The organism is Chryseobacterium taklimakanense, from assembly GCF_900187185.1.
GTDB lineage: Bacteria > Bacteroidota > Bacteroidia > Flavobacteriales > Weeksellaceae > Planobacterium > Planobacterium taklimakanense.
On record NZ_LT906465.1, the window covers coordinates 1,170,962 to 1,193,976 of the forward strand.

A 23,015-nucleotide genomic window follows, 5' to 3' on the forward strand; every position below is an offset into this window, starting at 1 on the left:
TGGAGTCCTTCTTTACCTACAAATTTAACTGAAGTTTTCCTGAAGCCAAAATTTAGCTGGTTTAAGATTGAATCCGACAAATATCTGACCTCTGAAATCTTACTTCTAAAAGCTAATTCTTTACCTTTGCCAAAAATTTTCGGGAATTGAAGAAACTTTTAAGCGAAACGATTATTTATGGTATTGGCGCAATATTGCCAAGAATTATCATATTCATCCTCAATCCGTTATACATCAAATTTATCGACAAGGACGAGTTTGCGCAGTTTACCAATCTCTACGCCATTGTTTCCTTCATCAACATTCTGCTGACTTTCGGTTTCGAAACAGCTTATTTCAGATTTTCCGCTGAAAAAGGCAATGAACAGAAAACATTTAACACCTCATTTTGGTTTTTGTTCGGACTTTCCGCTGTATTTTTAGCTTCAACATTACTCTTTTCCCAACCCATTTCAAACTTCCTGGGCTATTCCAACACCCCGGAATTCATCCGATGGTTTGCCTGGATTGCCTTTCTGGACACCATTTGTGTAATTCCGTTTGCGTGGCTGCGGTTTAACAACAAACCCATTAAATATTCTGCAATCAGGGTAGCGCAATCGTTCATCCAAACGGTTTTGGTGGTGGCTCTTTTCATCTGGATTCCGGGAGAAATTTCCGAAAAAATGGGGATGAAACAGAAAGTTTCCTACACCTTCTGGAGCAATATGATGGGAAGTGTTGCCGGAGTTCTGATGCTCCTACCTGTGATTCTGAAAGTAAAATTTGAATTTGTTAAAGAACTCTTCTTCAGAATGATAAAATATTCGTGGCCGGTGATGATTGCAGGTTTTGCGTTTATGGTGAACGAAAATTTCGACAAAGCCGTTCAGATTCATTTTATTTCCGACGGCGATGCCGGTGCTTACGGTGGCTGCTACAAACTTGCAGTGCTGATGACGCTTTTTGTAACCGCCTACAGGATGGGAATTGAGCCCTATTTCTTCAAACAGATGAACAGTGAAAACGCGAAAAACACCTACGCAAAAGTCACTGAATATTTTACGCTTTTTGCTTCGCTCGTTGCGATGGGAATTATCGCGAATATCTCGTGGCTGAAGATGATTTTCATTCCCAATAAATCTTACTGGACAGCGATTGACATCATCCCAATTATCGTCATTGCCAACCTTTGTTTCGGGATTTATTACAATCTTTCAACGTGGTATAAAGTGACCGACCGCACAAAAATGGGGACGTTAATATCGTGGATTGGCGCCGCGCTCACCATCGTTCTTAACCTCGTTTTGCTGAAAGAATACGGCTTTATGGTTTCGGCGTGGGTTACCTTGCTGGCCTATTTCACCATGATGGTGCTGTCTTATTTTCTTGGTCAAAAATATTATCCAATACCCTACCGGGTGGGAAAAATCGCAATGATCCTGATACTTTTGGCTGTATTCAGTTTCGCTTCTTATCAATTATTTAATGCAAACATTTGGACAGGAAATTTATTATTCATCATATTTGCCGGAATTGTTTTTTACACGGAGAAAGATTTTGTCCTCAAAAAAATTAGAAAATGAAAGTAAAAATCATCAATAAATCAAAGCACGAACTGCCCAAATACCAAACGCCGTGCGCAGCAGGAATGGATTTGTATGCCCATCTTGAAATGCCGGTTACGCTGCAGCCTTTGCAGAGAAAACTGGTTTCTACCGGGATTTTTATTGAACTTCCCGAAGGTTATGAAGCCCAAATCCGCCCCAGAAGCGGCTTGGCACTGAAAAATGGAATCACCGTTCTCAACACCCCCGGAACGATCGATGCGGATTACAGAGGTGAAATCGGCGTAATTTTAATAAATTTGTCAGATACCGAATTCACGGTAAATGACGGCGACAGAATTGCGCAAATGGTCATCGCGAAGCACGAATGCGCAGTTTGGGAAGAAGTTGCAGAAATTTCAGAAACCGACCGTGGCAAAGGTGGTTTTGGAAGCACATCACACTGACGTTTTAAAATATTAATGCATAAAAGCACAAACAGATTATGAAAATTATTGTACCAATGGCCGGAAGAGGCTCAAGATTACGGCCTCACACCCTTACAGTTCCAAAACCCCTGATTCCGATTGCAGGAAAACCTATTGTACAAAGGCTGGTTGAGGACATCGCAAAAGTAGCCAATGAAAAAATTGATGAAATTGCCTTCATTATCGGTGATTTTGGGCCTGAAGTTGAAGAATCCCTGCTGAAGATTGCCGAAAAACTGGGTGCCAAAGGAAGCATTTATACACAGGATGAACCTCTGGGAACTGCACACGCGATCAAATGTGCCGAAGACTCCATGCAGGGCGATGTTGTGGTGGCCTTCGCCGATACACTTTTCCGGGCAGATTTTAATCTGGATAAAAACTCGGACGGTGTAATCTGGGTGAAAAAAGTAGAAGATCCTTCTGCGTTTGGCGTGGTAAAACTTGATGATTACGGCTTCATCACCGATTTTGTTGAGAAACCAAAGGAATTCGTTTCAGACCTGGCGATTATTGGGATTTATTATTTCAAATCGGCAGAAAAACTGATGGATGAGATCAACTATATTATGTCCAACGACATTAAGCAGGGCGGCGAATATCAGTTGACCACGGCCTTGGAAAACCTGCGTGCGAAAGGAGGAAAATTCTCACTCGGAAAAGTGGATGACTGGATGGACTGCGGAAATAAGAACGCTACCGTGGAAACCAACGGAAAAATCCTGAACTACGAAAAGGAGGAATTTGCAAATTTCCCGGCTTCGGCACAAATTGAAAACTCCATGATCATCCCGCCGTGCTTCATTGGTGAAAATGTGGAAGTGATCAATTCTAAAATAGGACCTAATGTATCTCTGGGAAACAACACAAGCATCGTGAATTCCAACATCGACAATTCCCTCATCCAGGAGAAAACGGTCATCAATCACGGTAACCTGAGCAATTCAATGATTGGTAACAATGCGCAATATTTCGGTGTTGCCCGCGAAATTTCTCTGGGAGATTATTCTGTACTGGATTTTCTTTCAAAATAATTTTAAAATTTAAAATACTGCTACCCAAAACACACAAAGCAATTTGTGTGTTTTGGCTTTAATATTGCAAGTTTTCACCAAATTAAAATTTAAGGACAATGAAAAAATATATTTTAGCAGCCTTCTCATCTTTGTTGCTACTGTCGTGCAAAACTCAGCCATCAGTTGAAAAAAAACCTGTGGATGTGAAAGCTCCGGTTTCCAGTTCTGCGTTCATCAGCACGGTGACCAAAAAATCCGGATTTAATCAGGTGAAAATTAACAGTAAAGTTGATGTGCAGACCGGAAATTTTATTCCAACCATCGATGCTACCATTTACATTGAAAATGGCAACAAAGTATGGATGAACATGACGGCAGTTTTGTTCAATGTCGCGCGCGGAATCGCCACACCATCCGGAATTAAGGGGTATGAAAAATGGAACAAGACTTATATTGAATCTGATTTTACTTACCTGAACAATCTTTTAAACGTCAATTTCCTGAACTACAATTCGTTCCAGAATTTACTTACGGGAAAAACTTTTGTTCCTGTTAATGAGCAAGATTTTGTCCTGAACAAAAATATGCAGGGATATGCGCTCAACTCATCAAAAAATCAAAAGGTTACTGTAAACGGCAAAACGACGGAATATAAAATTAATTTGGATTACGCTTCCAATTTCGATTTAAATAAAGTATTATTGCAGGAAATTAACAGCAGTAACAGCCTTGAAGTCCAGTATTCTAACTGGAATGTGTTTGGAACAGAGCGTTTCCCTCAAAATGTTAAAATAATTATAAAAGGAGAAAAAAACGGACAGGTGTTGATTGAAAATACGAAATTTGATTTCTCAACCATTCAGACACCGTATTCAGTTCCAAGCGGTTATACTAAAGTAAATATTAGATGACAGAAAAGAGAGTTTATTTATTTTTAGCAATTGTAACTTTTTGCTTAAGCTTTGGGCAGACCAAAACCCAGCTCCAGCAGCAAAACAACGAACTCAAAAAACAAATAGCCACCATCAATGCCAATTTAGCCAAGACAAAAAATGAGGCTAAACTTTCTGTAGCTTACCTGGCCGAGGTACAAAAGAAAATCGCCCTTCGCGAAAAGGTTTACAACAATACCCAAAAGGAAAAGAAACTTATTGAGGACGACATTTACCTGAAGCAGCTCGAAATCAACCGTCAGAAAAAGGAGCTTGCCCTGCTCAGGAAAAATTACGCGAATGTTTTGGTAAAAGCCTACAAAAATAAAGGCGTCCAGAACAAGGTAACTTTTATCCTCTCCTCAGGAAATCTGGGTGAAGCCATCCGAAGAGTTCAGTATCTGAAAAGCTATTCTGATTATCAGGACAGAAAGGCTGCTGAAATCATGGGTGTTGCCACAAAAATTCAAAAAAACATCGCTTCCCGGCAAAAATCGGTTAATGATAAAAACAATATCCTCGTTTCCCAGAAAAAAGAATTAACGGCGATAGATGCTGAGCGCAAACAAAGGGAAATTCTCCTGGCTAATTTCAAGAAAAATGAAGCACAGCTCACTACGGAATTACAGCAGAAGCAAACGGAATCCAGAAATCTGGAAGCAAAAATCCGGGCGATTATTGCGGAAGAAATCCTTATCGCAAAAGCTAAAGAGGAAGCAGAACGAAAAGAGCGTGAAGAGAAGGAAAGAATTGCAAGAATCGCTGCAGAGAAAGAAAAAGCGAGAATAGAAGCAGAAAACCGCGCAAGAATAGCTGCAGCTGCCGAAGCGAAAAGAAAAGCCGATGAAGAGGCAAGAAAACTGAAAGAAATTGCAGACAGAAAAGCAGCCGAAGAAGCGGAACGGGCACGGCTTGCCGCGGCTGCGGAGGCTAAAAGGCTTGAAGATGCCAAAAATGCTGCCGAAGCTGAAAGAGCTGAAGCCAGAAGAATAGCCGCCGCAAAAGACGCTGCCGAGGCCGCTGCAAGAGCCAAAGCTGCTGCTGATAAGGCTGCTGCTGCACGGGCTGCCGAAGCCGACTTAGCTAAAAGAAATGAGGATGCAAAAAAAGCAGCAGAAGCTAGAACCATGACTGATTTTGGCGTAGGTGCCACCTCAGCCGGAAATTTTGCAGCCAACCGCGGGAACCTTGCGATGCCGGTGTACGGCACTATCACCCACAGATTCGGGAGACAGCCGCACCCGGTTTTTAAAAATATCGTTGAAGAAAATACCGGAATTAAAATCGCCGTAGCCCGCGGAACAGTCGCTAAATGCGTGTATCCTGGCGAAGTGACAAGAGTATTTGTAGATGGCGGTACGAAAACCGTTGTAGTGCGCCACGGAAGCTACTTTACCATTTACTCAAACCTGGAATCCACTTCAGTTTCACCAAACCAGAAAGTCTCTGCCGGAACGCCGGTTGGCTCTGTGGGCGCAGATTTCGACGGATCATACACGCTTGATTTTCAGATTTGGAACGGCACCACGCCAGTGGATCCTTTAGGTTGGTTGAGATAAGAAAAAAAGAAATAAATTTGCACAAAAATATTTAAGTAACAATGGGACCATTCGGATTTAAAGAAATATTGATAATAGCCCTTATCATCATCGTACTATTCGGGGCAAAGAGAATTCCTGAACTTTTCAGAGGCGTAGGGTCTGGGATCAAGGAATTCAAAGACGCTGTAAAAGACGACGAAAAACCAAAAGAGCATCATAAGGACAACAGCGCAAACTAGTTTTATTATGTCCTTTACAGAGCTTGCCTGGTCGATTTTCAACAAATCAATCAGCGATTACCATATCACCGATCATGTAGATGCTGCCGAACCAAACCCGTACGAAAATGCGAGTTTGGAACGGCTTTTGTATGCAAAGAACTGGATTGATACCGTTCAGTGGCATTTGGAGGATATTATCAGAGATGAAAATATTGACCCTTCCGAAGCATTACAACTAAAGAGAAGAATTGATAAATCAAACCAGCAGCGTACAGATTTAGTAGAATTTATTGACAGCTGGTTTCACCAGAGATACAGCAGTATTACACCTAATGCTGCAGCTACGATCAATACTGAAACTCCGGCGTGGGCTGTGGACAGGCTTTCGATACTGGCACTTAAAGTTTACCACATGAATCTGGAAGCCAACCGTGAATCTGCTTCCGAAGAACACAGGTCAAACTGCCAGAGCAAGCTGAATGTCCTGCTGGAACAGAAAGAAGATCTCTGCAACGCCATAGATCAGCTCCTCGATGATATTGAGAACGGTAACGTTAAGATGAAAGTGTACAAGCAAATGAAGATGTATAATGATGAAAATCTTAACCCGATCCTTTATCATAAGATGAGAAAGTAATGAAGTTATTGAAATTTTTGGGTATCTTGCTGGCAGTCTCCTCCTGCTCAACGGAGAAGCTGTCACTGTCCCCGATTTCAGAAAGTATAAACGATTCCAAAGCAATTCCTGTAAACATCAACACTTTTCCAGGCACGTTCACTGCCAAAACAGGAATAGATTTTTACTCTGCGGAGTTAAGCAACCAAATTTCCACATTTCCCAGGTTCCAGAATTCTGCTCTCAATGCTGAGGTCAGCAAGCTGAAATTTAATGTAAAGGAATATGTGTATGCAGTGCAGTCATTCAATCTTGTAGGGCAGGAAAACGCTTTATTCAACATCGAAAAATCCTATAAGAAGATTCAGCAGCTCAGAAAATACCTCAGCACCCCTGAGGATGAAGTCATTAACCGATATCTCGTAAGGATCAAAAGCAATATTTCCCAGCTTGAATCTTTAAAGAAAGATACTATCAGATAAAAAATTTTTAATTTCGCTACCATAATCTTTCATGATGATTAAAAAACAAGCGGAATCTAATGTTCCGACCGATTTTGGCATCTTCAAAATGATCGCCTATTCTGAGGATGAAACCAACTGGATGCCGCATATCGCGCTAATTTCCCCAAAAACAGATTTCTCAAAACCTGTCAATGTCCGTTTTCATTCAGAATGTATTACCGGTGAAGTGTTCCATTCCAGAAAATGCGAGTGTGGGCAGCAACTGGATTACGCGATGAGCTACATCAACGATCATGGCGGTATCATCATTTATTTGCGGCAGGAAGGCCGCAACATCGGCATCATTAATAAACTCCGGGCGTATGCTCTGCAGGAGAAAGGTCTGGATACGGTACAGGCTAATTTGCAGCTGGGTTTACCGGCAGATGACCGTGATTTTTCTGTAGCGATTGAAATTTTAAAAGATCTGGGCGTGAAGGAAGTTAATCTTCTTACCAATAACCCGGATAAAATGAAATACGTTGAGGAGAGCGGGATCATCCTGAATTCCAGAATTCCTCTGCAGATCGAAGCTACGGATGAAAGCCGCGATTATCTAAAAGTTAAGAAAACGTACTTTGGTCACCTTTTAAATTCAAATCAGGAAAATTCTTAAAACCTCAGTGCAGATTCCAGGGCGAGTTCCATCATTGTTCTCAGCGCACGTTCCCTTTCATCGGCAGAAATTTGTTCACGCGTTGGGATAATATCAGAAACTGTAAGTATTGTGGCCGCATTTTTCCCAAGGAACTGGGCATTGGCAAACAAAGCGAAAGCTTCCATTTCCACCGCAAGGCAGCTGTATTTTGTGGCAATTTGCGGCACCTCAGCACTTTTTCTGTAAAAAATATCGCTGGTGTGAATATTTGTTGGAATTGTTTTTAAACTTAATTCTTTCGCGGTATGACTGATGACGTCAAACAGATTGCCCTGGTTTGAGATGATTTCCTCATCAATCTCCCAGGCGAATTTAGCGTAAGTACTTTCACTGGCAGCATTTTCAACATTAAGAATATCAAACAGTTTTAGCTCCGGCGTATAAGCACCGCAGGTGCCGATTCTTACTATATTTTCAACTTCATATTCAGTATAAAGTTCATAAGAGTAGATGCCAATACTCGGAACGCCCATTCCGCTGGCGCCCACGGTGATTTCCTGTCCTTTGTACAGACCTGTATAGTAAAAAATATTCCTGGTCGTGCTTACTAGTTTTGCATCAGTAAGGTAATGATCTGCTATGAATTTTGCTCTCAAAGGATCTCCCGGCTGAAGTACTGTTTTGGCGATTTCCTCTTTCTTGGCACTGATGTGAACGCTCATATCTTTTATTTAAAATTCATATCAAAGATAAGAAAATACCTTAGGAACAAAAAATCCCGCTGTTACGCGGGATCGATATTTAAATGATTTTTGGTTAAAGTTTTCCAACCTTAGAATCGTCGATGTTGTAATATTTAATCACTTCTTCATAGTTTGAATAATCTACATTTGCCCTGCCCGTCGCAGCTGCCGGAACAAACACCACTCTGAAAGTCTGGTTATTCAGATAAGAATTCTTGAATGCCGCATTCTGCGCTGCAATATCAATATTTCCACCGGCATAGATTGCAAAATCCTGTCTCGTGAAATCAAAGTCATAATCCAATTCGCCTTCCGGGAGAAATAAAGTTCTTGGTATCTGCTGCCAAACTGCATTGGCTCCATCAACACCGGATTTTCTGTATACCAAAATAACATCGGTGGACGGGATTGCATTGAACGACTTGCTGATGACATACTTGCCATTAACACTCTGGAAGCTCGCCGTAAGGTCATATACTAAAGGATAGGTATCATTATCTGGGGAATCATCTCTGCTATCAGAAGTACAGCTTACAACCAGGAATCCCACCAACGCTATCATTAAAAAGGAAAACAGTTTTTTCATTGTTACAAAATTTAGATTGTTAGTACCGGCAATTATCCAAAACAAGTGCCAAAGATTAAGATAAGTTAAGAGCCGACAAATCTTTAAATATTGTATTTTTGTTCAAAGGACAAAATTTAAAATATGAGATTAAAAATGTCAGTGCTGGTTTTAATTTTATCCATAGGATTAAAATCAGCTCTTTACGCACAATACAAACCCAACAACCTGACTGCTGAAGATGAAAGAAAAGCACAGGCATGGGTAAGCAAAACTTACAGTTCTCTTTCCCAGGACGAAAAACTGGGGCAACTTTTCATTGTTGCGCTTTACGTAAACCGCGGCGAAGAGGAAATCAATAAAGTGCGGAATCTTGTGGTGAATGAAAAACTGGGCGGCCTGATTCTGATGCAGGATGATGCGGCGCGGCATATTGCTTTACTGAACGAATTCCAGAGCAAATCTAAAGTTCCGATGATGATCGGGATGGATGCAGAATGGGGATTATACCAGAGAATTGCAGCAGCGAAAAAATTCCCCTGGGCCATGACTTTAGGCGCCATTCAGGATAAAAGTCTGATTACAGAAATGTCTGCAAAAATTGCGGAAGATGCCAAAAGAATGGGCGTCAACTGGGATTTTGCCCCTGTTGTAGATGTGAATACCAACCCCAACAACCCCATCATTGGGAACAGAAGCTTTGGTTCGGAGGTAGATAATGTGGTGAAATCGGCTCTGGCGTATTCTGCGGGGCTTCAAAACAGCAATGTTTTGGCGGCAATAAAGCATTTCCCGGGACACGGAGACACGAGTACCGATTCACACCATGATTTGCCGGTAGTTTCCCACGATTTGAAAAGACTGAATGAAGTGGAACTCGCACCTTTCAAAGCATTGACGGATAAAGGAATTGGCGGCGTGATGGTCGCGCATCTTTATGTTCCGGCCCTGGAAAAACAGCCAGGCGTTCCGGCATCGGTTTCCAAAAGCATCATTACCGGACTGCTGAAAGAAAAATATGGTTATAAAGGTCTGATTATTACTGATGCCTTGAATATGGGCGCTGTTGCGAAACGCTACAAACCGGGCGAACTGGATGCACTGGCGTTTAAAGCCGGAAACGATATTATGCTTTTTTCTGATGGTGTAAAGGAAGGGAAACGCCTGATTCAACAGGCGATTGATAAAGGTGAAATTTCACAAAACCGCGTAGAGGAAAGTGTAAAGAAGATTCTTTTGACCAAATATTATTTAGGTTTAACACAGTATGTGCCGAAAAATCCAGAAAATATCAACAGAGACCTGAACAACGACAGCCACACGAAAACCGTTCAGAAAATGTACGCCAATGCATTAACGCTCCTGAGAGATGAGAAAAAACTCCTACCGCTGAACTGCAAAGAAACTCACTATTACGTTCCGCTGGAGGAAGCACCTTATCAGACTTTTGCAGATCAGCTGAATTTGAGAACCAGTGTAATTGTAAAAAGAGCGAATGAGATTTCATCAATTCCGGCGAATTCTAAAGTGATTGTCGGATTCCACAAGGATAATTCTACGGCTTACAAACCTTATAAAATTTCTGATGCCTCAAAGAAAGTTTTGGCTGATCTAGGTAAGAATCAAAATATCATTCTCAATGTTTTTGGTTCCGCATACGCTTTAAAAGATGTCGATATTTCAAAAATTTCAACCGTCCTGGTAGCTTATGAGAACAATGACGATGCCATGACAGCGGCAGCAAAATCGCTGCACGGACAAACAAAAATTCACGGCAGATTGCCTGTTTTCGTCAACGAAAAACTGAAAGCAGGCATGGGAATGGATTTGAATCCAACTAAACAAACCACTAAATAATATTGCACAGATTTTCACAGCTGGTATGCTTTCTCAACCGCATAACTCTAAACTGAAAAACTGAAACCTGTGTAATCTGTGAGAAACAAAAATAAAAAATGAAAATCGGAATACTCTGTTACCCAACCTACGGCGGGAGCGGCATTGTGGCCACCGAACTGGGGATGTCTTTAGCCAAAAAAGGCTATGAAGTTCATTTTATTTCCAACAATTTGCCGGCACGCCTGGATATTACCAATCCCAATATCTTTTTTCATAAAGTCAACTTGCAGACCTATCCGCTGTTCCAGTATCAGCCGTATGATATTGCGCTGAGTTCTATGATTTACCGCGTTGTGAACCTCTATAAACTGGATTTGCTGCACGCACATTATGCGATTCCTTACGCTTATGCGGCGTTTACTGCAAAGCAGATGCTGAAAGAAGAAGGTAAAGATATTCCGCTCGTAACCACCCTTCACGGGACGGATATCACTTTGGTTGGCCAACACCCCAGTTACAAACATGCGGTAGAATTCTCTATCAATCAGAGCGATACGGTGACATCGGTTTCAGAAAGCCTGAAAGCAGATACCCTGAAGTTTTTCAATATTAAAAAAGACATCCAGGTGATTACCAATTTCATCGATAATTCTGATTTCGAGGACATCAAGTACTGTCAAAGAAATCAGTTTGCCGACGATGACGAGAAAATAATGATCCATGTTTCCAACCTACGTCCGGTGAAGCGTGTGGAAGAGGTTTTAACGATTTTCAAAACGGTGAACAGTCACGTCAAATCGAAACTTATCATCATCGGTGAAGGTCCGGATATGGAAAAAATCAGTACCTTTTTGGAAGAAAACCCAGACCTGATTGATAAAATCCGTCTTTTGGGGAAAGTGAATGACCTGTACCGGATTTTACAACTTTCAGATGTGTTTCTTCTGCCTTCTGAACAGGAAAGTTTCGGCCTCGCCGCCCTCGAAGCAATGGCTGCCGGAACGCCGGTGATCAGTTCGAATGCCGGTGGTATTCCTGAGGTAAATATTCAGGGTGAAACCGGATTTTTAGCGGAAGTGGGCAATGTAGAGGCTATGGCCAATTACACGATAAAACTGCTCAGCGACCAAGAACTTTTGGCAAAAATGAAGAAAAATGCTAAAGAGCAGGCGATGAAGTTCGATCTGGTAAACATCCTCCCCATTTATGAGAAAATGTATGCGGAGACCATAAATAATTTTGTTAAGAATTAAACACACAGAATTTATATCTGTGAAAATCTGTGCTATCGGTGTTAAAAAAATACGCACGGATTCAGGATTTATACAGATTAGTTTTACCGTGGAAAAATAAAATATGACCGAGAAACTCCTTCAATACCTTTGGAATTACAAGATTTTTAAAAGTTTTGATTTTAAAGATACAGAAGGGAATGCTATAGAAATTCTCGACTTTGGAAAATGGAACAGCGATTCGGGGCCTGATTTTCTCCTGGCTAAGATTAAGATGAAGGATTTAGTTTTGGTGGGAAATATTGAACTGCACACCAAATCTTCAGACTGGATCTTCCATAACCATTCCGGAGACCCAAATTTTGACAACCTCATCCTGCACGCGGTTTACCAGCATGATGTCGAGATCGGTGAATTTTCAGACAAAAATATCCCGACACTGGAGTTAAAAGAATATATCGAAGAGGAAACGCTTTGGAAATACGGACAGTTGCTTCATGAGAACGAATTCATAGCGTGCGAAAAAATTTTTAATCCAAAAAACATCCCCTTCCAGTTTGCAGAAGAAAAGCTGCTGCAGAAACTCGACGAAAAATCTTTGGAAATAGAAGCCAGCCTGAGAAAATTCAAAAACAATTACGAGGCCGTTCTTTTTCATTATTTGGCATATGCTTTTGGATTGAAGGTGAATGCAGCGATTTTTAAACAAATCGCGGAAAGTATTGATTTTTCCGTCGTCAATAAAATCAGGCAAAACGAAACGCAACTGGAAGCGTTATTTTTCGGAACTGCGAACTGGCTCGAAAATGCCGAAGACTGCCAAATGAAAATCTGGAAACGCGAATTTGATTTCCTGAAAACGAAATTTCAACTTCCGAATGTGAAATTCAATCCAAAATTTTTAAGATTGCGGCCACCAAATTTCCCGACCGTACGGCTTTCGCAACTGGCGAATCTTTACCACAAACAGCCCAACCTTTTCTCAAAAATTATTCATGCTAAAACCATCGCAGAACTGCTGGAAATTTTTCATCGTGTGAAGGCCTCCGGATACTGGGACAACCACTTTAATTTTGGAAAAATTTCTGAAGTGAACCATGAGAAATTTTTAACGAAAAACTTCGTTGAAATCCTGATCATCAATGCCGTGTTACCAATAAAATACACCTATCACAAATATCATACTGAAGAAACAGCAGACGAGATCCTGGACTTTTACCGGGAAATCACCGCCGAAGAAAACCGCATCATAAAAGGCTGGAAAAATCTCGGTGTTCAAATTGAAAAAAGCCTGGAATCGCAGGCATTTATTTACCATTACAAAAATTTCTGCGAACCAAAAAATTGTCTAAATTGCGGTATATTTTTCAAGACCATGACGGTTTGATCTTAAAAACTTTTTGAGTATCAAACTTATAACCTTGAAGCTTCAAACCTGAAACAAAAATGACTGAACCTAAATTCATCACCAATATCCGCCACAACGTAGAACGTGAATGGTTTGGCACGCTCACAAGAATGGGCGCAAAACTGGGAATTCCGGTGTCAAAACTTCGGGTGTTCTTCATCTACTCCACTTTTGCGACGGTTGGGTTTTTCTTTTTGATTTATCTTATTCTGGCATTTTCGCTTTGGGTAAAGGATATTTTCATAACCAGAAGGCCAAGTGTTTTTGATCTTTAAAATTCATTCTGTAAAAAATTTTCCTTTAACAGTAAATTCTTTTTTGCCCTTTAAATTACTTTGTGAAATGGAATTCATTCAGATTACTTCGCCGGACGATTTTCGGACTAAAGAAATTTACAGTTCATACATAAACTCTTTCCCCGAAGACGAAAGGAGAAACCGGGAACAATTCAGCCAACTTTTCAATAATGAAAAAGTGAAAGTTTTTTCTGTGCTGAATGACCTGAAATACATTGGCTACCTCATCGCATGGGAGCTCACCGAATTTGTATTCATTGAACATTTTGAAATATTTTCTGAATTCCGGAGCCAGAAATTCGGGAGCGAAGTCATCCAAAAACTGTTTCGCGATTACTCCAAAATTATCCTTGAAGCAGAACCTTCTGATTTGGATGACGATGCCCGCCGAAGGATTGATTTCTACAAAAGAAACGGTTTCCAGATTGTGGATGAGGATTATCTGCAGCCGCCTTACTCACAGGACAAGAAACCCGTACCACTGTGGCTTTTAGCCAATTATACACCTGAAAAACTGGGGCATTTGCGTGAAGAAATTAACGATGTCGTTTACTGCCTTTCTTAAGCCGGCTCCTCCACCGATTTCATTTTATTCCTGTTCATGAAATCTTTCAGTTCTTTTTTCAGGTAAAATTCAATTGCAGTTTTATTGAAATTGCTGCGGAAATTTTTAGCAAGCTGGTATTTCCCGTCAACAAAGGCGAGCAGCATTTCAAACTGATATTCGTCTATACCGTGCTTATAAAAATAGCCCAAGTCGATATTCTCTTTTACGCGCTTGTAAAAAGCCTGAGTTTCTGCATAGTCTGCAGTGGTTTTGGCAGGTTGGACCGCTTTGGAAATTGACTTTATAGCGGCTCCGAGCAAACCGCCGCCACCAGAGGAGAAGAGGGACAGCTGACCCGATTTCATATCTGGGCCCAGGACCAAAGACGAAGGCATTTTGTTGGAAGGATAAGCCATGGCAGGCCCCGACTGCACCCATTTTGCAAGGTTGTTATTCAGTTCTTCCACTTTTTTCGGGCGGTCGAGCGCGCGGACATCCTTTCGCAGGTTTCCGGTTGGCTTGAAAGCGATTTCAACCTCTTCGATAAGCTGTGCGCGCAACTGTATGGCAATATTCAATGGTCTTGTAAAATGATCAGGCTGCACTTTTACTGAAACCCGCTCGAAATTGTTTTTTATAAACCTCAGTTCGTCGGAAGATCTTGCTCTGATTATGAAATTGCCATCGCTGTCGGTTCTTGCCGTTTCTTCGGTATGCACATTGAATACGAGCACACCGGGAACTTTTGTCCCGGCGTCGGTCGTCACATGACCTATGACATATTGCTGGGCGCCCACAAAACCAAAGGCTAAAATGAAAATAAAAAGTAAAAATTTATTCATAGTTACTGTTTTAATCTTAAAATATAGACAGGAAAAGATTCTTCCATCTCCACAAGGACGCCGGACAGGTTCCTCACCTTTACCAACTGCCGGATTTTGGGATTCTCCGTGAAGGAAAATTCTATAAATTCCGGAATTCGTCTCTGGGGCACACCGGCATTGGTGAAATAATCATCGGAAACACGCTTACGGATCCAGTACACATCAGACTGCTGGTCTTCGAGTTCGTAAAGATGTTTTTTGCGGCGGGCATCCCCGCTGATGATATCGTAAACGCCCTGAATATTCAGAACCCCAAAAGCCAGCGGTTTCAAAACATCGTCCACCAGTTCGGCCGGTTTTTCCCGCGGTTTTTCCGGAGAAGCCGGCAGGCCGATATTTTTTTTCAGCTGGGCGGTTTTGTCTTCTCTTGCCAGAAGTTTGGAATCCCTGTTCAGATCTCCTGAAAGTTTCACTGCATTGAGCTTCACTTCTTCAATATTGTGATAGGCTTGTCTTAAATGGGCATAGACACGGCTTTCTGCTGAAGATATGGTGACCGCGCTGCGCTCGTAACCGGCTTTCACAAACCTTAATTCGTCCTTTGGCAGCGCTTCGATGGAGAAATTTCCCTCGCCGTCGGTATAGGTTTTCTGGCCGGTACGCATATTGATGATGAGCACGGAGGAAAGCGGTACTTCACCGTCTGTAACGACTTTGCCCGGAATGTTTTGAGCAAAAATGACGACGCAGGAGAAAAATAGGGTTAAAAGTAAAATTCTTTTCAAAAGACCTGATTATAGAGGCAAAATTATAACTGTTTATGAACTGTTTACACGATGCATCCCTTATGGATGTGAAAGTTTAAAACAGATTAACGCGTTTTAAGAATTTTTGGGAATTTACGATTTTCTTTTTAGTTAAAATAATGTTAGAATGCCTGCCCGTAAATAGCCCGGGATTGTAGCGGTTACCCCACAGCGAGGGAGCGGAACGCAGTGGAGCGACCGAGCGAGGAGTAGTAGCGGAAAGCCGGAAACAGCTCCTGAAAATAAAAATGACCGCAAATTCTGATTTTGGAACGATTTTTTCTTTACTTTTGCACCCTTATCCAAAAAAATGGGGCTGACCGGTTTCGACAGCAAGACCAATGGGTAAGTAAGCATGCAGAGAACCACAGCGCGATCTCTATAATCCCTTGCTGTAAATTTTTAACTGGCAACGAAGAGTATGCTCTTGCTGCTTAATCTGAAGTTTAGTAGGATTAACATTTTTCCCGAAGTATAGTAGGGAAACAAGATGTCTCGCAAAAGCTCGGTTTCGCGGCGTTTGAGCACGAGGCATAGGAAATGCGAAAATAAGTTCCGGGAATCTTCGGCCCGGGAACGAAAACCAAAGAAGATAAGCCGTAAGTTGGGTGTTTGTCCTCTGCTTGCGGACGAAAACCAAAGGCAAAATAAGCATGTAGAAAGCTTGCGTATTGCTTGTTTGGACGAGAGTTCGAATCTCTCCAGCTCCACAAAATATCTGAAAACCCGCTTCTGCAGCGGGTTTCTATTTTTACTGCTCTTTTCTGGCGTGCAGTTCTGTTTTTAAAAGGTCGATTTCTTTCTTCAGCAGGATGTAAACTTCTTTAGGCGACAGATCATCATTCTTTTTAAGTGAAAATTCCCTGGTATTGATGCTGCAGCTGAATTCCCACATCTCGAGGATCTGCGATTTACTGATTTCGTAGGGCTCATAAAATTCATTGTCGGGGCTCACCTTAACGGACTTTTCGGAAGCGCCTTGAAATCTTTTATAAGTAATTCCTTCGTTTTGGGTTATAAATATGTACGGCGTTCCATTTTTTAGATCGCTGAATGATTCAACATATTTTCCGACGATGAAGGTTCCGTCATTGAAAGGCGGCATCGAGTCACCGGTTACAGGAAACGCGCGGTATTTCCCGTTACGTAAAAATGGTAAGGACAGCGACTGCAGACCTTCGATATATTCCGGATCCGAATAGCCGTTCAGGTAGCCCATGGATGCTTTATGGGGTACAATTTCTATTTTATTTTCACCTTTTGAATCTACTGAAACCGGCAAAACGATCCTGTTATCCGGCAGAGCAAGAATCTCGTCCAGCGGATATTTACGGATATTCACCGTAAGCAGAAGGTCGACACTGATCCTGTGGAATTTGGACATCTTGATTAAAATATCGATCGGTGGCTCATTGGAACCGTCTTCATATTTTGCGTAGCGGCCTCTGCTGATTTTCAGGCTGTCAGCGACCGATTGCTGTGAAACCTGCAGCTGAGCGCGCAAATGTTTTATATTTTCTGAAAAAACTGACATTGATATATTTTATAACTACAAATTTAAAAAAAAATGATATAATTAATTATAAAAAAATAACCGATTTGTTTTGGCTTGTAAATCAGTTTTAAAATAAAATGCAAATCAAAACCATTGTGGAAAAATCACGCGGGGGATAGCTTACAAATTCTAATGTAAAACCTTAATTTTGCAGAAAGTTTTGGGAAAAGGCAAAGCGCTTTTTCAAAAAAAATAATCTTAATATTTTTTGTGTGAAAAGATGGTATCTCTACCCTTTTTCTCTGGTTTATAATTTGGCAACTGCGACCCGCAATGCCTTGTATAATCTGGGGATCTTTAAATCAACAAAATTCAAAACTCCTGTAATCAACGTGGGAAACCTGTCTGTGGGCGGCAGCGGAAAATCGCCGATGGTGATGTACCTGGCAGAGTTTCTCTCGAAATATTACAGAACCGGCGTTCTCTCCCGCGGTTACGGCAGGGTTACCAAAGGCTACGGCATTACCAATTATGACAGCAACTATAAAACTGTGGGCGATGAGGCGATGCAGCTTTTCGAGAGGTTTAAAAACCGTTTTGTAATCGCCGTGAGCGAACAGCGGGTTCCAGGTGCAAAAAAGGTTATTGAAGATATGGACCTGGATGTGCTTGTGTTGGATGATGCCATGCAGCACCGCGCCATAAGGCCGGGCTTCAATATACTGATGACCGACTATAACGATCCCTACTTTAAAGATTTTATACTGCCGGCAGGAAATTTAAGGGAAAGCAGAAGCGGCGCCAGAAGAGCCAATATCATCATGGTATCCAAATGCCCGGATGATTTGACTGCGGAGAAAAAACAGTATTACATCTCAAGGATTCGTCCGCAGCATTATCAGAAGGTATTTTTCTCTTCAATTTCCTATGACGAGCATGTTTACAGCATTGATAAAAAGCTGCCGGACAACAATTTAGCATATTACGACATACTGCTCATTACCGGAATTGCAAATCCGCAACCTCTGCTGAATCATCTGTCGAAATTTTCGCAGCGGGTGAAGCACCTTAAATTTAAAGACCATCATAATTTCAGCGATCAGGATATTAAAAATATCATCGCGGAATACAAAAAACTGGGGGAATATAAAATCATCCTCACCACCGAAAAAGATTATGTACGGCTGAAGACTTTTGATTATTTAAGACAGCTTATTTACTATTGGCCCATCAACGTAAATATCGAGAACAGGGAAGAGTTTAACCAGACCATTCTGGATTACATCAGAAAAAATTAAAAACGCATCCCTCAGGTGCGTTTTTCCTTTCAACCAGGCTGATTTTTATTTTTAATTTTGCGGAAATGTCTCACCGCAAAATCATACATGTCGATATGGACGCGTTCTATGCGTCGGTAGAGCAGCACGACAATCCGCAACTCCGCGGAAAAGCAATTGCTGTGGGCGGCGGACAGTACGGCGTGGTTGCCGCAGCAAGTTATGAAGCCAGAAAATTCGGAATCAGGTCCGCAATGCCGGGAAGAAAAGCGCTTGAACTCTGTCCGCACCTCATCGTCGTAAAACCCCGTTTTCAGCGGTATAAGGAAATTTCCCAGCAGATCAGGGAGATTTTTTATGAATATACAGATCTGGTAGAGCCGCTTTCGCTGGATGAAGCATATCTGGACGTGACTGAAAATAAAAAAGATATGGAATCTGCCAACGAAATCGCCCGCGAGATCAGGCAGAAAATATTCGATAAAACCGGACTTACTGCCTCTGCCGGCATTTCGGTCAATAAATTCCTGGCAAAAGTAGCGTCCGACTACAATAAACCCAACGGCCAAAAAACCATTCATCCTTCGCAGATCATTGATTTTATGGAGAAACTTCCGATTGAAAAATTCTATGGGATCGGAAAAGTGACGGCCAACAAGATGCACGAAATGCATATTTTTTCAGGCAAGGATCTAAAGGAAAGATCACTTGAGGAACTGATCAGGTTTTTTGGGAAATCGGGAAATTATTATTACAACGTTGTTCGCGGCCATCATAAAAGTGAGGTGAAACCGCACAGAATTCAGAAAAGCGTCGGGGTGGAAGAAACTTATTTTGAAAACCTTTTGGATGAACAGGCCGTATTCAAACAGTTAAAAATCATCAGCAAAGACCTGGAGGAACGCCTCGGCAGAAAAGATATCAAAGGAAAAACGCTCACTTTAAAAATAAAATACAAGGATTTCTCGGTTTATACCCGCAGCAAAACTCAGGACGTTTATTATGGTGATTCAGAAAATCTTTTTGAAACAGCCCAGAATTTATGGCAACTGCGGCCGTACGACAAACCGGTGCGCCTGTTGGGTCTTTCACTTTCCAATCTCAATACCCAGGAAAAGAAGCAAATTTCAGTTCAGCTGAAGTTGCCTTTCCCGGATTTTGAGTAGCAATGTAAAACAATCTTACAATCTTGTAAGAGTTTTGACCTCCAACGCCGTATTTTTGCCAAAAATTCATTTTCAATGAACGCTACGATGCTTCAGGGCTTCCACTGGTACACGGAAGGTAACGGAACTTTTTATAATCACATCAAAGAATCATCAGACTGGTTACAGGAACTCGGAATTACCTCCATTTGGCTTCCGCCGGCATACAAAAGTAGCGGCGGCGGTTACTCCGTGGGTTACGATCCATATGACCTGTATGATTTAGGGGAATTTGACCAAAAAGGAACGGTTGCTACTAAATACGGAACTAAAGAACAGTATCTGGATACCTGCAAAACCCTGCAAAGCAAAGGAATTTCGATTATTGCAGACATTGTACTGAACCATAAAGCCGGCGGAGACGAAAAAGAGCGCTTCCACGCTGTAAAGGTGGATGAGCACGACCGCCAGAAAAACATTTCAGAACCTTTTGAGATTGAAAGTTACACTAAATTCACCTTTCCGGGAAGAGCCGGAAAATATTCTGATTTTGAATGGGATTTTACCTGTTTTTCAGGAGTGGACTATGCGGAAGGACACGAAAATGGAATATTCCAGATCATCCACGACCACGGTGACGGCTGGGAAGAAGTAATTGGCAATGAAAAAGGAAATTATGATTACCTGATGTATAATGACATCGACCACCGCAATCCCTTTGTGCGCGAAGAGCTCAGCAAATGGGCGATATGGTACCACGACCAGATTTTTTTCGACGGCGTTCGTCTGGATGCGGTTAAGCATCAATCGCCGGATTTTTACAAAGAATGGCTCCACAATCTGCGGTCTAATACCGGAAAGAATATTTTTGCCGTGGGCGAATACTGGGCGCCGGGGCTTTTACCCCTTATGCTGGATTATATCGATGCTACAGAAGGCTGCATGAGCCTTTTTGATGCCTCCCTGCAACGTAACTTTCACATCGCTTCAAAAGCTGGCGGCGAATATGATCTGAGAAGAATATTTGACCAAACTCTGGTGGCTTCGCGCCCAGATCTGGCAGTTACCGTAGTTGCAAACCATGACACGCAACCACTGCAGCAGCTTGAAGCACCGGTAGAACCCTGGTTTAAACCCTTAGCTTACGCACTTATACTTTTGAGAGAAGACGGTTACCCCTGTGTATTTTCGCCTGATCTGTACGGAACCGGTTATTCGGACAAAGGCAAAGACGGTAATGATTACGAAGTTTTTATGCCTAAAGTCGATGGTATTGAAGCCCTCTTAAAAGCAAGAAAAGAAAACGCTTACGGTTTGCAACGCGACTATTTTGAAGATGCCCACTGTGTTGGCTGGACTCGCGAGGGCGACGGTTTCAACAAAGGTTGCGCGGTAGTGATGAGCAACCAGGACCAGTACGAAAAACCGATGGAAGTGGGAGCAGCTTATGCCGGACATTCTTTCTACGATTTGCTTGGGCGTTTCGACCACAAAATCGAAATCGATGAGAACGGCTGGGGAAATTTTACCTGTCCTGCGGGAAACGTTTCGGTTTGGGTTCCGGAGTAATCCGGAAGCTTTAAATTATTTATTGAAATAAAATTTTTGGCTTACGAACCCATTGATAACTGATTTAATTTAGAAATTAAATTTTGGGAACATCAGTAAATAATAGTAACTTTAGGAAACAAAATCAAAAGCTATGACACATATTGTATTACCTGTAGATTTTTCGGATTCTACAGAAAAACTTTTAGACGGAGCGGTAAAATTTGCCAGGGCAACCAACGGTAAAATTTTCATGATTCATGTAGCACCTTCAGATATTGGTTTTGCTGTCGGAGATATGGGTTTTCAATATTTTCCGGAGGTGGAGCAAAATGAAATTAAAGAAGAGCTTCTGCAACTTAATGCGCTGCAACAGCGCATCATTGCGCAGGGCGTAGACTGTGAACACCTGCTGAAACAGGGAGCGGCAAAGGAAATCATCCTGGAATATGCGGCGGAAAAAAACGCGGATTATATCGTCATGGGTTCCCACGGCCGCAGCGGCATTTATGACGTGTTTGTCGGCAGCCTGACGAAGGACCTTACTAAAAGTTCAGGCATTCCGGTTTTGGTAATTCCGTGCCACATCTAATTTTTTAAAACCACGAAAATAAAAAATACCGCTCTGTGCTTACAGAACGGTATTTTTTTAACTATCAATTAATTAACCTTTTTTCATAATTTCAGGATCATAATAAGGTTTTGCTTCCGGGGATGGCGGTGTGTAGTCCTTATCCTTATTGTTGCCCAACGGAACTACAAGTTCCCAGCACCAGTAGACGAACAGTGCGGTTGCAACCAAAAATAAGATCCAGTTCAAAACGTAACCTAACGCATCATAAAACCCGAATGACCACTTGAACAGACCGCTTAAGAATAACCAGAAAGATGTCATTATTTTCCTTTTTTAAATTAACTTTGCACAAATTTATAAAAAATGTTCAAATTACTTTCAAAAGAAAGCAATATTTTTTCCATACCGGTCTACATTATTTTTCTTCTTTTTGTTGTAATTGCATTTAATGTCCTTGATTTCAGCTACTTGAACGGCATCTCTGCAGTAATCACCTTTTGTGGTGTCGCACTGGCCTATTTTGTTTTCAACCAGATCAATCTGACTTACCAAACCCACTTACCGCTGTTCCTTTACACGGTTTTTATATTTGCACTTTACCCCGGGGATCTGGATATAGGTATTGCAGTTTCGCTGCTTACCAACTCATTTCTTCTTTTGATCTTAACAAGTACCGAGGAGCATTTCCGTAAGCGGTCTTACGTTTTGGTGGGCGCTATACTGGTGGTAAATTTCATTTTCCTGCCCACAACCTGGCCGATGCTTATTTTCGTAATACTGCACATTATAGCCACTTCGCAGCAAATTCCGTTAAACATATTCAGACTGTTTTTAGGAATGGTTCTCATGCTGGGCGCGTATTTCTGCCTGATGTATTTCATTGGGTTCACCACGTTTGATGACCGATATCTTCCTGTAAAAATTGGCAGACCGATGACTGATTTCTATCCGGTTTATTTCCTGTTTCCAGTTTTTGGACTGATGGTTTATGCGGTGATAGACCATTTTAATCATTTCAATGCCAAAAGCCCCATCAGCAGGTTCAAATATACGTTTATACTGATTTTCACTCTGGCTCAGCTGGTAACTATTATTCTGTATATGGGAAAAAGTTACGAATACCTTTTGCTGCTGGCATTTCCGGCGAGCATCATTCTGAGCCGTATGCTGAGATATTTCCCGAAGTACTGGATGAAGGAAGCCGGCTTGTGGATCATCATTATTTGTCTGCTGGTGTATAGAGCGGGCAGTTATTTTCAAATTTTATAAAAAAGA

Annotated in this window: 25 protein-coding genes and 1 other RNA gene; 20 read left to right on the forward strand and 6 right to left on the reverse strand. The window is 41.6% G+C overall.

Annotation, left to right across the window (positions count from 1 at the left end; genetic code table 11):
* Positions 1–146: 146 nt before the first annotated feature.
* The 9 genes from CKV81_RS05535 (at position 147) to ribA (ending at position 7,459) form a co-directional block, all read left to right on the forward strand.
* Positions 147–1,565 (forward strand): oligosaccharide flippase family protein, encoded by a 1,419-nt coding sequence (locus CKV81_RS05535; protein ID WP_095071242.1) that lies wholly within the window; start codon positions 147–149, stop codon positions 1,563–1,565.
* A complete protein-coding gene (gene dut / locus CKV81_RS05540; protein WP_095071245.1) occupies positions 1,562–1,993 on the forward strand; it encodes a dUTP diphosphatase in 432 nt (143 codons plus the stop codon). The genes CKV81_RS05535 and dut overlap by 4 nt, the downstream gene beginning before the upstream one ends.
* A 38-nt stretch (positions 1,994–2,031) precedes the next feature.
* Entirely contained in the window at positions 2,032–3,048 is a 1,017-nt protein-coding gene (locus tag CKV81_RS05545; RefSeq protein WP_095071248.1) for a sugar phosphate nucleotidyltransferase, read from the forward strand.
* Positions 3,049–3,146: 98 nt separating this feature from the next.
* The gene (locus CKV81_RS05550; protein ID WP_095071251.1) at positions 3,147–3,941 is read left to right on the forward strand and encodes a DUF4292 domain-containing protein; all 795 of its coding nucleotides are present in this window, start codon (positions 3,147–3,149) and stop codon (positions 3,939–3,941) included.
* Positions 3,938–5,521 (forward strand): murein hydrolase activator EnvC family protein, encoded by a 1,584-nt coding sequence (locus CKV81_RS05555; protein WP_095071254.1) that lies wholly within the window; start codon positions 3,938–3,940, stop codon positions 5,519–5,521. Before CKV81_RS05550 ends, CKV81_RS05555 begins: the two co-directional genes overlap by 4 nt.
* A 41-nt stretch (positions 5,522–5,562) precedes the next feature.
* A complete protein-coding gene (locus tag CKV81_RS05560; protein ID WP_095071257.1) occupies positions 5,563–5,742 on the forward strand; it encodes a twin-arginine translocase TatA/TatE family subunit in 180 nt (59 codons plus the stop codon).
* 7 nt (positions 5,743–5,749) lie between these two features.
* Positions 5,750–6,361, forward strand: coding sequence for a DUF4254 domain-containing protein (locus CKV81_RS05565; RefSeq protein ID WP_095071260.1), 612 nt, complete (start codon positions 5,750–5,752; stop codon positions 6,359–6,361).
* Positions 6,361–6,822: a hypothetical protein gene (locus CKV81_RS05570; RefSeq protein WP_095071263.1), complete on the forward strand. Its 462-nt coding sequence runs from the start codon at positions 6,361–6,363 to the stop codon at positions 6,820–6,822. Before CKV81_RS05565 ends, CKV81_RS05570 begins: the two co-directional genes overlap by 1 nt.
* Before the next feature lie 34 nt (positions 6,823–6,856).
* A complete protein-coding gene (gene ribA, locus CKV81_RS05575) occupies positions 6,857–7,459 on the forward strand; it encodes a GTP cyclohydrolase II (protein ID WP_095074289.1) in 603 nt (200 codons plus the stop codon).
* Here ribA and deoD read toward each other — a convergent pair.
* Both deoD and CKV81_RS05585 read right to left on the reverse strand, forming a co-directional pair.
* Positions 7,456–8,163, reverse strand: a complete 708-nt coding sequence (deoD, locus tag CKV81_RS05580) for a purine-nucleoside phosphorylase (RefSeq protein WP_095071266.1) — start codon at positions 8,161–8,163, stop codon at positions 7,456–7,458. The genes ribA and deoD overlap by 4 nt on opposite strands.
* A 94-nt stretch (positions 8,164–8,257) precedes the next feature.
* A complete protein-coding gene (locus CKV81_RS05585; protein ID WP_095071269.1) occupies positions 8,258–8,770 on the reverse strand; it encodes a hypothetical protein in 513 nt (170 codons plus the stop codon).
* 135 nt (positions 8,771–8,905) lie between these two features.
* On the opposite strand from CKV81_RS05585, the gene CKV81_RS05590 reads away from it, so the two are divergent.
* From CKV81_RS05590 to CKV81_RS05610, 5 genes are all read left to right on the forward strand, one after another.
* A complete protein-coding gene (locus tag CKV81_RS05590) occupies positions 8,906–10,606 on the forward strand; it encodes a glycoside hydrolase family 3 protein (protein WP_095071272.1) in 1,701 nt (566 codons plus the stop codon).
* Positions 10,607–10,704: 98 nt separating this feature from the next.
* Positions 10,705–11,841 (forward strand): N-acetyl-alpha-D-glucosaminyl L-malate synthase BshA, encoded by a 1,137-nt coding sequence (gene bshA, locus CKV81_RS05595; RefSeq protein WP_095071275.1) that lies wholly within the window; start codon positions 10,705–10,707, stop codon positions 11,839–11,841.
* A gap of 103 nt (positions 11,842–11,944) precedes the next feature.
* Positions 11,945–13,207 (forward strand): DUF2851 family protein, encoded by a 1,263-nt coding sequence (locus tag CKV81_RS05600; protein ID WP_095071278.1) that lies wholly within the window; start codon positions 11,945–11,947, stop codon positions 13,205–13,207.
* A 59-nt stretch (positions 13,208–13,266) separates the two neighbouring features.
* Positions 13,267–13,503 carry a PspC family transcriptional regulator gene (locus CKV81_RS05605; protein ID WP_095071281.1) on the forward strand — a complete coding sequence of 79 codons (237 nt, stop codon included), beginning with the start codon at positions 13,267–13,269 and terminating at the stop codon, positions 13,501–13,503.
* 67 nt (positions 13,504–13,570) lie between these two features.
* The gene (locus CKV81_RS05610; RefSeq protein WP_095074291.1) at positions 13,571–14,089 is read left to right on the forward strand and encodes a GNAT family N-acetyltransferase; all 519 of its coding nucleotides are present in this window, start codon (positions 13,571–13,573) and stop codon (positions 14,087–14,089) included.
* Here the strand turns inward: CKV81_RS05610 and CKV81_RS05615 are convergent.
* Positions 14,086–14,913 (reverse strand): peptidase associated/transthyretin-like domain-containing protein, encoded by an 828-nt coding sequence (locus CKV81_RS05615; RefSeq protein WP_095071284.1) that lies wholly within the window; start codon positions 14,911–14,913, stop codon positions 14,086–14,088. The two genes, CKV81_RS05610 and CKV81_RS05615, sit on opposite strands and share 4 nt — an antisense overlap.
* Positions 14,914–14,915: 2 nt before the next feature.
* Positions 14,916–15,680: a carboxypeptidase-like regulatory domain-containing protein gene (locus tag CKV81_RS05620; RefSeq protein ID WP_095071287.1), complete on the reverse strand. Its 765-nt coding sequence runs from the start codon at positions 15,678–15,680 to the stop codon at positions 14,916–14,918.
* A gap of 333 nt (positions 15,681–16,013) precedes the next feature.
* Between CKV81_RS05620 and ssrA the strand changes: the two genes are divergently transcribed.
* Positions 16,014–16,414, forward strand: a transfer-messenger RNA (tmRNA) gene (ssrA, locus tag CKV81_RS05625).
* 38 nt (positions 16,415–16,452) lie between these two features.
* Here the strand turns inward: ssrA and CKV81_RS05630 are convergent.
* On the reverse strand, positions 16,453–17,235 hold the full coding sequence (locus CKV81_RS05630; protein ID WP_095071290.1) for an XRE family transcriptional regulator: 783 nt from the start codon (positions 17,233–17,235) through the stop codon (positions 16,453–16,455).
* 233 nt (positions 17,236–17,468) lie between these two features.
* On the opposite strand from CKV81_RS05630, the gene lpxK reads away from it, so the two are divergent.
* The 4 genes from lpxK (at position 17,469) to CKV81_RS05650 (ending at position 21,758) form a co-directional block, all read left to right on the forward strand.
* Entirely contained in the window at positions 17,469–18,494 is a 1,026-nt protein-coding gene (gene lpxK / locus CKV81_RS05635; protein WP_095071293.1) for a tetraacyldisaccharide 4'-kinase, read from the forward strand.
* Positions 18,495–18,559: 65 nt separating this feature from the next.
* Positions 18,560–19,639, forward strand: a complete 1,080-nt coding sequence (gene dinB / locus CKV81_RS05640) for a DNA polymerase IV (protein WP_095071296.1) — start codon at positions 18,560–18,562, stop codon at positions 19,637–19,639.
* 75 nt (positions 19,640–19,714) lie between these two features.
* Positions 19,715–21,187, forward strand: coding sequence for an alpha-amylase (locus tag CKV81_RS05645; RefSeq protein ID WP_095071299.1), 1,473 nt, complete (start codon positions 19,715–19,717; stop codon positions 21,185–21,187).
* A 133-nt stretch (positions 21,188–21,320) separates the two neighbouring features.
* The gene (locus CKV81_RS05650; protein ID WP_095071301.1) at positions 21,321–21,758 is read left to right on the forward strand and encodes a universal stress protein; all 438 of its coding nucleotides are present in this window, start codon (positions 21,321–21,323) and stop codon (positions 21,756–21,758) included.
* Between the two features lie 72 nt (positions 21,759–21,830).
* On the opposite strand, the gene CKV81_RS05655 is transcribed toward CKV81_RS05650, so the two are convergent.
* Positions 21,831–22,061, reverse strand: a complete 231-nt coding sequence (locus CKV81_RS05655) for a hypothetical protein (RefSeq protein WP_095071304.1) — start codon at positions 22,059–22,061, stop codon at positions 21,831–21,833.
* Positions 22,062–22,103: 42 nt separating this feature from the next.
* Between CKV81_RS05655 and CKV81_RS05660 the strand changes: the two genes are divergently transcribed.
* Complete coding sequence (locus tag CKV81_RS05660; RefSeq protein WP_095071307.1) at positions 22,104–23,009, forward strand: DUF6427 family protein; 906 nt, start codon at positions 22,104–22,106, stop codon at positions 23,007–23,009.
* The last annotated feature ends 6 nt before the right edge of the window (positions 23,010–23,015 follow it).